Origin of the sequence: Candidatus Jidaibacter acanthamoeba, assembly GCF_000815465.1 — a bacterium.
Classification (GTDB): Bacteria; Pseudomonadota; Alphaproteobacteria; order Rickettsiales; family Midichloriaceae; genus Jidaibacter; species Jidaibacter acanthamoebae.
The window spans coordinates 66,625-77,406 of sequence record NZ_JSWE01000223.1 but is presented as its reverse complement, the minus strand read 5'-3'; the positions used below and the strand labels follow the sequence as shown (position 1 = coordinate 77,406).

Annotated in this window: 11 protein-coding genes; 6 read left to right on the top strand and 5 right to left on the bottom strand. The window is 31.8% G+C overall.

All coding sequences use genetic code 11. From position 1 onward, the window contains the following. The 3 genes from NF27_RS10540 to NF27_RS10530 form a co-directional block, all read right to left on the bottom strand. On the bottom strand, positions 1-193 hold a 193-nt coding region (locus NF27_RS10540), incomplete at its 3' end, for an ankyrin repeat domain-containing protein (RefSeq protein ID WP_039454538.1). A 174-nt stretch (positions 194-367) separates the two neighbouring features. Further along, positions 368-1,129 carry a hypothetical protein gene (locus NF27_RS10535; RefSeq protein ID WP_039454536.1) on the bottom strand — a complete coding sequence of 254 codons (762 nt, stop codon included), beginning with the start codon at positions 1,127-1,129 and terminating at the stop codon, positions 368-370. A gap of 89 nt (positions 1,130-1,218) precedes the next feature. After that, on the bottom strand, positions 1,219-1,983 hold the full coding sequence (locus tag NF27_RS10530; protein ID WP_039459402.1) for a hypothetical protein: 765 nt from the start codon (positions 1,981-1,983) through the stop codon (positions 1,219-1,221). A 274-nt stretch (positions 1,984-2,257) separates the two neighbouring features. On the opposite strand from NF27_RS10530, the gene NF27_RS10525 reads away from it, so the two are divergent. Further along, on the top strand, positions 2,258-2,494 hold the full coding sequence (locus NF27_RS10525; protein ID WP_039459399.1) for a hypothetical protein: 237 nt from the start codon (positions 2,258-2,260) through the stop codon (positions 2,492-2,494). 16 nt (positions 2,495-2,510) lie between these two features. Here the strand turns inward: NF27_RS10525 and NF27_RS10520 are convergent, their stop codons facing one another. Further along, positions 2,511-5,405, bottom strand: coding sequence for a hypothetical protein (locus NF27_RS10520; RefSeq protein WP_039459396.1), 2,895 nt, complete (start codon positions 5,403-5,405; stop codon positions 2,511-2,513). Positions 5,406-5,849: 444 nt separating this feature from the next. On the opposite strand from NF27_RS10520, the gene NF27_RS10515 reads away from it, so the two are divergent. Then, the gene (locus NF27_RS10515) at positions 5,850-6,326 is read left to right on the top strand and encodes a hypothetical protein (RefSeq protein ID WP_039459394.1); all 477 of its coding nucleotides are present in this window, start codon (positions 5,850-5,852) and stop codon (positions 6,324-6,326) included. A 318-nt stretch (positions 6,327-6,644) separates the two neighbouring features. On the opposite strand, the gene NF27_RS10510 is transcribed toward NF27_RS10515, so the two are convergent. Continuing rightward, positions 6,645-7,133, bottom strand: coding sequence for a helix-hairpin-helix domain-containing protein (locus tag NF27_RS10510; RefSeq protein ID WP_053332793.1), 489 nt, complete (start codon positions 7,131-7,133; stop codon positions 6,645-6,647). A gap of 110 nt (positions 7,134-7,243) precedes the next feature. On the opposite strand from NF27_RS10510, the gene NF27_RS10505 reads away from it, so the two are divergent. From NF27_RS10505 to NF27_RS10490, 4 genes are all read left to right on the top strand, one after another. Next, positions 7,244-7,441: an SOS response-associated peptidase family protein gene (locus tag NF27_RS10505; RefSeq protein WP_039459390.1), complete on the top strand. Its 198-nt coding sequence runs from the start codon at positions 7,244-7,246 to the stop codon at positions 7,439-7,441. Positions 7,442-7,495: 54 nt separating this feature from the next. Further along, entirely contained in the window at positions 7,496-8,128 is a 633-nt protein-coding gene (locus tag NF27_RS10500) for a thioredoxin domain-containing protein (protein ID WP_039459388.1), read from the top strand. 90 nt (positions 8,129-8,218) lie between these two features. Further along, entirely contained in the window at positions 8,219-9,352 is a 1,134-nt protein-coding gene (locus NF27_RS10495) for an ankyrin repeat domain-containing protein (protein WP_039459385.1), read from the top strand. Positions 9,353-9,693: 341 nt separating this feature from the next. Further along, positions 9,694-10,716, top strand: coding sequence for a hypothetical protein (locus NF27_RS10490; RefSeq protein ID WP_053332792.1), 1,023 nt, complete (start codon positions 9,694-9,696; stop codon positions 10,714-10,716). The last annotated feature ends 66 nt before the right edge of the window (positions 10,717-10,782 follow it).

Sequence of the window (10,782 nt, the reverse complement as noted above, 5' to 3'; positions counted from 1 at the left end):
TAGCAATTTCATCGTAACCATTATATAAGGCATTTTGCAAAGGAGTCTGCTCATCAATACCTTTAATATTTATATCTATTGAAGACTGTGATAGTAATAGCTCTACTATTCTAATATTTTTACGTTCTACAGCTAGGTGTAAAGCTGTGTCTCCTAGCATTTCCTTTGCATTTACATTAGCACCTTGTGACAACAATTCTCTAGTTTTATCTATTTTCCCCTACTCAACAGCAATTAAAAACTTAGTAGTATAATCTATATCTTTGCTTTGCATTTTATTACCTTTTAACCTTTTATTTTATTTATAATTAAGAAAAGAGTAATATAAATTATTTTGAAAGCAATGTTATACTAATAAAAAAGAAGATTAAAAGTTTCTACCTTTGGAGCATTCCTCCGATACTTGATCTTGCCACTTTTGCTCTGATTTTTTAATTTCAATTTGTTCATTATTTTTTGATTTAAGTGTCAAGATTGTACCCTTTTCTTCTTTTTCTTTTATATACATTTCAACCTTATCTTTAGCATTTTTTTCAAGAAAAGCATTGTCTTCATGCACTGAATTGATATTTTTACTAATTGTATTACTACTTAAAATAGCTTGTAGTTCATTATGTAAAATTTCTACGGCATTAGGGTGATGTTCTCGTTGTTCATTAAGGAAATTCTCAATAACTTCTATAATTGTGGTGGGATTAATGTTTAACAAAGTATCAAATACTTTTTGAGCTTGAGTGGGGTTATATTTTTCTTCATTTATATCTTTGATTGATAAGTATATAAAGGATTTAATTAAGTCATAATTATTGTGTGAGACCATTAAGAATTTTTGCCTTTGAGGAAGAGCTGATACTAACTCACAAAAGAAACTATAATCTTTATCTTTGAGAACCGAGTAAAAAGGTTGATAATTAACATATGATAAAAGTTTGCCTAGCTTGTGTTCTTTTTCCCACTGATTAAATAATGTTTTAATCATACCAAAATATTTAAGTTCTATATAATCAGTAAAGCATTCTTTAATACCAATTATATCCTCTTCAGTAAGAACTACTTTAGGGCGCTTTTGAAAACTGTCCTCTTTATTTTTCGAGATACTTTTCTCCCAATGTACAGTTTTTCTTTTCATATTATGCTAACTGTCATATTTTATATAAATCTTAGTTATATAATAAACTATTTGGCTTAATATGTGTTTATAAAGACTCGTTGAATAGTTTATAATTGCCTAGTTATCTTAACTCCATCTGCAGCTGTATTAAAAATTCTTTGTGTAAATGAATTTATATGATTTGGGGAATTATTTTCTTTGTTATCCTCTATAAGTTGTTTAAGTCCTAATTCTTTTAAAGCAGTGTTAAAGTCAGCTTTTATACTTTCAGTAATACCTAGAGATTTACAAAGAGAATTGATAACATTATTATCTATCTCTATAAAAAGTTTAAATCCTTCAATATACTTTAGTGATTCGTAAGTAGCTTTATATTCATCGATAAATGCTCTATCTATAAATAACCTGAAAGCCATATAGTCATCATAACGAACCATGCGTTGTAAATATTTTGTAGCAGACATTTCAGTAATTAATTTAAAAGCTTCTATATTGCAGTTCGCCCCAACCCACCTTAACATAGAATAATTATCTAAGCAAAGCAGCTTACCGATTATATTTTTACCCATTTTAAATACTTCCTCACTATCCTCCCCATAGAGCTCTTTAAGCTCTATTATTCTAGGATGCCTTGCTATATGGTTCTCCCATTCTTGTCTTATCACATCATAGCGCCCATTACTAAACATTTGAGCAAAATAGTTTTTTAATGATTTCTGAGCTGGACTCGTGCTTTCAGGTTCGTGAGAAACTTTGGCTTTTTTCCTAAGTCTAAGTGTTTTTCCTTCATTATCTTCAATGGAGTCTGCCCAACTTACTCTTTTTTTAAGGTTAGGCTGTTCTTGATTAGTATGCTTCTCATTATTTTTCATACGCAAAATACATTTTGAAGTTAAAAATATAATTTAAAATAAAAATAATAACATACTAAAATACAGTTTTATAATAAAATTTATTAAACATTTATTAAATCTGTATTACTTATAAGGCAGGGTAGGTATACCATGAAAAGCAATGAGCTACAAAGGTTAGAAGAATATAAAACACATTTATTAAAGGTATTAAAAAGAAACCGAGTCGGATAAATTAAAGGAAGCGATTGAAGAGGAAATACAAACTATAGCAGCTAAAGTAGTTGCCCAAGAAGTGATAGAAGCTTCAAAAATCAAAAGATTAGAAAGGTTATATAATAACCTACAAGCGATTATTAACTATACAGGTAAGGGCGGAAAATCTGATGATTGGGCAACAGGACATAGTATTAATAATGCCTTGAATCAGATAATAGGAGATTGGGTTCATATCATTCATCCTGATCAGTCTTCAATATATTTCCCGGCTTCCTCTGAACAAGATAATGCATTAGAAGGAGCTATTATTTAGATTCCTTCTTCAATAATTAACCCCTTTTGTTATGTAAAATATCCTGTCGTTTACTTAGAACCCTATCTGAAAAACTGCTCGCAGGTGAGCCTTGATTATCCTTGAAATTATCTCCTTCTTCATTAAAAAGGAAATTTTCTTTACTTGTTGTGCTATTTAAACCTTTATCTTCTAAGTACTGAGCATCAAACAACTCTCGCATTAATTTTAGAGCATTAGCTTTAAATTCTATTATGCTAGAATCAACAAAAAACTTAAGGAAGGGATTTTCATAATTTTTCATTATTTCTTCTAAAGCTTCTTTCATCCTACGCTCATCATATTCCTCTGCTTTTAAAAATTCTTCAATTTCCGGCTTTTTTTTAAGCCAAGCTTTTAAATCAAAGTCAGAAGGAATATTTATACCTAACTTTTCATTTATGGCTTTAGTAACTTTCTCACCAGGCAGCTCATTAATTTTTAAAGCTTTAATAAAGTTATTATCTATAACATGAGGTTCTATAATGATATTTTCAGATTGTATTTCATCTGCTTGGCTTGCAAGAGTACGTAATTCCGTTTCTCTCAAGCTATCAAAAGGTATTTTTAAAATAACCTCATCATTATTTACAAATGATGTCTCATGATCGTAAGCTATTTGGTCAATGATTCCTTTAACTTCCGATATTTGCTCTATTCCGCATCTTATAAGATAAAAATATTTGTATGGGTTATCAGGAGAACACCTTATTTCTACTGCAATAGAAGCTGCTTCAAGATCACCCATGTTGTTGGTAATTATTTCTTTAAGCTTTTCAGCTTCGCCTTTATGTGAATTTATTATATTTTCTCTAATTACTTGATCTTTTAATATTTCACAATTTTGATTATAGATATCTAATGTATAATGCACCGCCAGTTCCTTTCTAGCCTTCCTTATATCTTTTGCATAATCTCCCGAAGATGCAGGATTAAAAAAGCTATTCTTACTTAATAAATGAGAAGGTGTGTTAGCGAACACTTCAATATTTTTTAGTGCAAATACTCCGCAACTTGCTCCGTCCTTTTGTTCACTACCTTCATAAACCTTAAATTGAATATCTTCTTGGAAAACCTTACGTATGTCACTTTCAAAATCATTTATCTTTTTTGAACCGGCGGAATCCTTGTAAAAAACAGTTACTCTATTTTGGTTATCTTTCATTACTAAGAAGGCAATCCAATGCAAATTGCCTATATTATAAACCCCTACTATTTTCTTCCCGCTATCAAGCTTTTCTATAAATTTACTTAGATGATTTTTAATATCTAATTCCTTTCCTCCCCTTCCTAAGGCTGTAGTAAATATAACATTATCACCTATTTTTTGTATAAGTTGGTTACCAATAGCATTAATATCTTCGGTTTGATACCAATAGGAGTTGTCTTTATATCTATTGAAGGCATTGTATTTTGCATCTTTATCAGAATCTTGAGAGCGGCCTTTAGTGTTTCTATCATTATCTCCTGCTTGGTATTCGGTATCTCCTTTTTTTCGCTTCCTTTGTAAATTTTCTAAATCCTCATACAATTTTGATATTAGTCTATGAGCTTCAAGGTCAGTATAATGCCGAAATAAATTTTTAAATAACTGTTCAGTTGTTAGATCCCTGAGAGGAGCACGCTCTTTTTCCTCTTCACTTGATTTTATAGAGCTTAGTGAATATTGATGCATACGTGAAATCTGGGGTGCTTGATCTCTTATTTTCCTCTTTTTTACATTTTCTTTTTCTAAACTCTCCAGAAGAGTTTTTGCTGATTTTTGGGATCTAATTTTCGCAATTGCCTTATAATCAATATATACATATGTATTTTCTTCTCCCCATTTATCAGCAAATTTTTTTATAGACTCATTAAATGGGATAGGATGGTCATCACCTTTATTATCGAAGTAAAAGCCTCTATGGCTTGCAGCATACCCTAATTCTTTGTTATTATATAAAAACATTGTTTTAAACCAAGGCAGTACTAAATTATGGGTACCTCTTCTTTGTATATAATCAATTTCTTGGTGTACGCCTACCTTTTTACCTTTATGCATTGTTCTTAAATTGTTTTTATACTCATTAACTGCATCTAAAGCTAGTGAACAGTCATGGCAACATAGTTTTGAGATTCCTATATAGATTGGTTCTTTTGCATTTTGTATTACATCAGTAAATAAAAGGTAATCTACTATTTTACCTTCTGCATGGGCGTTTTCGTGCCCAAATGCCAGTATTATATAACCATATTCATTAATCAGTTCATCTTGCATTAAACTATAGCTTTTGTAGGGAATTTCGCCATATTCTCCAATTTTAACAAAATCAAGATTGTTTCCAGCAAAAGCCTTAGTTAAATTATGGTTCGGGTGCTCAAAAAGAAATCTTTCAATTCTTATAAAGTCACGCGCAAGTATAGTGCTTAGCTCATAAGCTGGAGCTACATATCTTCTTTGCTCCACACCATAGGATGTAATCTTGCTCTCATACTCTTTACGCCAAGTATTACGATGATTTAATACATCCAATGCAATATTTTTTATTGTCTTTTCATCTAGCTTTATATATCCTAACTCTTCACCCTTAATTCTGTTTAAACATATACTTGAAAATACTTTTTCTCGGTTAATTAGCAATCTTCTTCTAGCAAACAAAGAAAAATATTTCATTACATCTTTTATTAACTGTATTTTACTATCTTCTTGTTGTTTAAATTCTTCAAATTGTGTTTTTGAATCTATCTCATTATCAGAAATCAGTATTTTATTATTTACAAAGCATGCTGCAGTATATCCTTGGCTACTCATTTCAAGAAGCCTTGACAAACGGTCTAAACAGCGCTTTTCCTCTGAGATTTCTTGAATTAATTTTTGTTTTTTAAATTTAGGCTCAATACTTCCTTCTTTCATCTTTTTCCTTCAATTATATTTTATACTTAGTTTATTTTCACTATATTTTTATACATTGAATAATAGCATTGAGATATAGTTTATAATAAGTATAATTAGTTAAAAAATATTTAATAAACCTTGTATAATTAAAAATAGTCACAATATATAAATATATTACATGTATCCAAATGAGGCCAGTATGAAAAGGAAGTATTCAAGTTCAGATTCGGATAATAACTATCCGGCTAGTAATATAAAAAAAGAAAAAAAAGTTCTTTATTAGAATGGCAAAAAGAAATAATTGATAATGTAATTCCCAGTCTTCTTGCTGAAAATAGATTTGATGTTATTAAAGATGAATTTAAATTTGTTTTTAACACCCCAAAAAAGGTAGAAGGCCTATTTGAATACAACAAATATCAATTTTTTTGGTGGGCAGTAGAACACGGTAACCTTGAGTTGATGAAGTACTTTATAAACCATACTACGGAAAGAGGTAAGTTTTTATTAGTTTGCCATAATAACTATGAAGTAATTGAGCAATTTATAGATTTGATCGCTGAAAAGATTAATAAAGGGTACTATCGAAGAGAAATAACAACCGATATACTAAAACTTTTTATAAGTATAAAACCTCTTCAAACTATTGAAGCAATTGAGCATATATTTGAAAGTATTGGGGGAGAGACCCAAAAAGTAGTAAGAATACTTAAAATAAACTTACAAGATGCTATCGATAAGCTTGCTAAAGAAGATAACAAAGATATTAAAGATATTAAAGAATACCTTGAAGAGAAAAAAGGGGAAGATAAAAGCACTTTAGAGTCAGACCGGCAAAGTACAAGTGAGAAAAAGTTTACTGCTAAGCTTAACTCCTCGGATGATAAATCCTTTGGTAACCGAGTTAAACATAAGATATCTTTTGTAAATCAGTTATAACTTGCGTATTTGGCAAGCCACATGTTGAGTGATCCATATACCTAGTTACCATTAGATGTAAGACTAGCTATTGATTAATATTGCACCTTCCTGGTTCGTAGACATCATTACCAATCTTCAGCTATAATTTTAGTTTCTATATTGTTTTTTAATACTCCTAAATATATTAGCTACTTCTTCTTTAATGCTCTTATTGCTTGGTCATATTTGTAATCTTGTACAACAAAATTTTCTTGATTTAGCTCACATCCCCTTAACTTGGCGCGTATGGTTCAGTGAATATTTCCAATAGGTGATTAATTTAGAAGTTACATCTAATTATTTTAATCCCTTCTGCTCAGCCCAGTTGGATATAATCTTTTTCGCTCTTATCTTTCCTATTCCTTCTACTCTACTAAGTAAGGAAGGTGAGTTCTCTATTACCTCAAATACCTTCTCACCAAATGTGCCGACTAACCTCTTGGCAAAGTGAGGACCTATGCCCTTAATTAATCCTGAACCTAAATACTTTTCTATCCCTTCTAATGTGTTTGGAGGAAGAGCTTTGATGAACTCAGCTTTAAACTGCAAGCCATGCTTACTATCATTGATCCAATATCCCTTAGCATGTATATACTCTCCAACACAGATACTCGGCAGACTCCCTGTAACAGTAACAAGATCCTTTCGCTTAGTTACTTTTACCCTTAGTACCGCAAATCCGCTCTCTTCACTATGAAAGGTTATGCGCTCTACCAATCCTGAGCAGTATTCTAATTCTCGTGTTGGTTTATTATTTGTGCCCAATATTACATATATAGATAACAATTATTCTTAATTATTATCTATTTTCCTTTTAAATTAATACTAATTATTTACTATACTTACTATAACTTTTAAATGAGTAACTAATACTTGTGTAAAATAGAGGTTAGGTTATGTGTGGGAGGTTTGTTCAGGCTTCTTCAGCAGAAGATTTACAAGATAAGTATAAAACTAGTAATCAGGTGGAGATTAAACCTAATTATAATGTCTCGCCACATACCAATATTGTAACCATTCTAAAATCTCAAGAAATAAATCAGCTAGAAATGCATGCAATGCTATGGGGGCTTGGTACCATTTTGGAGCGATGATCCAAAAATAGGAAATAAGCTCATAAACGCTAGAGCAGAAATAAAATAGCTCATATGGTAGAAGAAGCTGAAACTTATTATATAGGGATATCAAAAAAATGCTGTAGAAACTGCGAGACACTAATTGAAGCTATAAATGAAGTATCAGAAGAAATGAACTTAGGTTCAATTAAAGAGGTACTAGAAACAAGAGATGCACATGGATATAGGTTTAGAGCAACAATACCCGAGTTTATGGAGCCGGGCTCTGAAATCTTAGCCCCGGATATAAGAGAAAGAATAGAACAATTATTTTTAAGAAAAGTAAGAGCGAATAATTTAAGAGAAGCTTTTAATAAGAAAGATATATTAGTACCGGGTAAGAACCAAGTGCATGAAAGGTCGAAATCTCCGCCTGATATGTTTGGCGGTATAGAAAGCCCTAAAATGAAAAATGTAGAAGAAGAGTATTTTAAACCAATGGAAGATACTAAACCTATTGGGCAAGGAAAAAAAAGAAAGGATACGGAAGAGGAAGAAGAAGCATCATTTAGCAGAGATACCACTGTTATTCCCGCTAAAAAAAATAAAGGTAAAGAAAAGACGGAAGATAATGAAGAAAGCGAAGAAAAAAAACAAATCAACAATGGCGGGATCGATCAAAAGAAACAGGCTTTAGGGGAAGAAGCCATTAACTTGCTGTTTTAATTATTTTGATTAATCTAATATTGATTTAAAAATTAATTTATACTAAGCTTTTTTTCAATATAAATAAAATTAATGTGTAAAGGTAAAAGAATGAGAAATAATGATTATTGGGATGAGATTGTGTTAAGGGGTGCCGAATTAGGGCGCCTTAATGAAATAAAAGAAGCTCTTGCGAAAGGTGCTGATATTAATGCTACCGGAGTTGGAGAATGGGGAGTGTTGCATAGTGCAGTTTCTATAAAAAGAGATGATATTGTAAAGTTCTTGCTAAGCCAGCCCGGTATCAATGTTAATATCCAGGATTACCATGGCAATACTCCTTTACATACAGCAGCAGATAGTGGCTACACAGAGATAGCAAAGTTACTGTTAGCAAAAGGAGCAGATGTTAATTTAACTAACAGGGAAGGAAAAACTCCGCTGTATGAATCGATTTCAACTCCCCATGATATAGAATTGATTCCTCTTTTTATAAAACATGGTGCTAATGTTAACGCGAGAAGAAAAGAAGATGGTTGTACAGTTATACACACTGCTGCATGGGCAGGTAAGGTAAGTACTTATAAGCTATTGCTTGAACTTGGTGCTAATCCTAATTTAAAATCATATAGGGTAGTAGGATATGAAGATGGTGAAGAGGTGATTACCGAGCCTTATACAGCTAAAGAAATATACCGTGAGTTGCATCCCGAAAAAATAAAAGAATTTGAGGCAGCTGAAAGGGGAGTTGAAGCTAAAAGAAGTGAATATAAATCTGAAAGCTTAGCTACAGTTGGATCCGAGAGGCGTAGACTTGATTCAGCAGAAATTAATTTTGAAGCAGATGAAAAGGAGGTTGAAGCTAAAAGAAGTGGATATAGATCTAAAAGCTTACCTATAGTCGGATTCAAGAGGCGTAGACTTGATTCAGAAGAAATTGATTTTGAAGCAGCTGAAAGAGAAGTTGAAACAAAAAGGAAGGCAGATAGATCTGAAAGCTTACTTACAGTCGGATCCAAGAGAAAGAGACCATCTAATTTTGTAGAAACTGTAGAGAATTCTAGAAACTCTAGGGTTGAAAAAGGAGCGGATGACTCTTCACCTGAAAAGCTTTCTATAAACTCTCAAAGAGGTATAGGAGAAAGATGGGTGGCTTCTGAGGTAGAAAGGCGTAAGCTTAATAGAGAATTTGGAACCCCAGCTGATAAGAGAGAAGATCAGAAACCGGTGGTAAGGGGTTTTTAAGAGTTTGCTATAAATCCCGGTAGGTGCTTAGGTTTAATAAATTCTAGGCTTAGATTCACCTTTTGTGATTAAAAGTATTATTAAAAAGATAAAGACTGTTTTTTAGATCAATAAGAACAGTCTTTTTTTATATATATGCTTTACTTATGTTTGATTACTTGCATAGCAACATAAATTTAATATATTTTACTATCACAGCAGCACCATAGCACACATACAAGTAATTTAATAAAATAACTATTGCAAATTTATTAAGCATTGTATTAAACCTGATATTTAAGATATTAGTTAATATTTAAAATAGTTTTAATGTTTTATTAATAAATAAAGATGTTATCAGCATGTCTTATAATTTATACTGCTTACCTGAAGTTATTATTAGATTTGCCCGTAACCTTCCTAAGCAATCACTTCAAGATTACTTTAATTATAGATTTCCATTTCTCTCTAAAAACATAAATTGGGATTCTTCCCAAGTAGGTATCATGTATTTAGTTATAGAAGCAGCAAAGCAAATGGAGGAGAATGACCTTGCATTACTATACGCCGATGCTGAACGTATATATGAGATGACGGATGAAGTAGGGCAAGCAGCTCTACTATCGGTAGTTAATGACAAGAAAACTTATCAGGCACTTGGTAACGGTTATGATCGAGCTCTATGGTTACTGCTTAATGACTATCTCTCATTCTGCTGTGCTGAAGATATTCGTTACACTGATCATCATAGGTTAGGCAGGTTATGGGATGGGTTTTTAGGCTCAAAAAACCTAGAAGTTAAAACTGAGGCAGAGCAAAAAGAAGCTTTTAAACAAGGAGTTATTAGCTATTTTAATATAGGAGGCAATATTAAGATAGAGCTATTCAGGTATACCCGTAACAATGCTAATAATAACTCCGAAGTTATTCAGGTGATGTTATACCGAGAAGGATTGCCTGATAACTACCTTGCTTTTGATGGAGAAGAGGTCGTACCGAGATTAATGCGTCCCGTTTATGAGATGGTGTTAATCTATGAACCTGCAACCGGCTGGATTGAAGTGATTGCTAAAGGGCGTGAATATAGGGAAGAGCTGGCTAAATTATTTTCAATCTCTTTGCTACAGAGTCTCATCGGTTGTGAACGTATTCCACTCAAGCGCTACAATATAAACAAACTAAGAAGTTTTTATGACTTTCCGACTGATCCTGAAGATGGAATAGAGTCGGTTAAAGTAACTATGCTAGAGCTTAAAACATATGACAACAGCAGCAAATTAACATTTGAGGTTAGCTCAAGATCAGATTGCAATATATATGAAACTTTAAACAAATGGTTTGATATAAATGATCCGTTAGGACATGAAGAGATAGAAAAAATTTAGGATATATGTTAATAAAGTTTTAAACCTTGGAGGTAAACATTATATTTTACCGGCTATTCTAAAAAA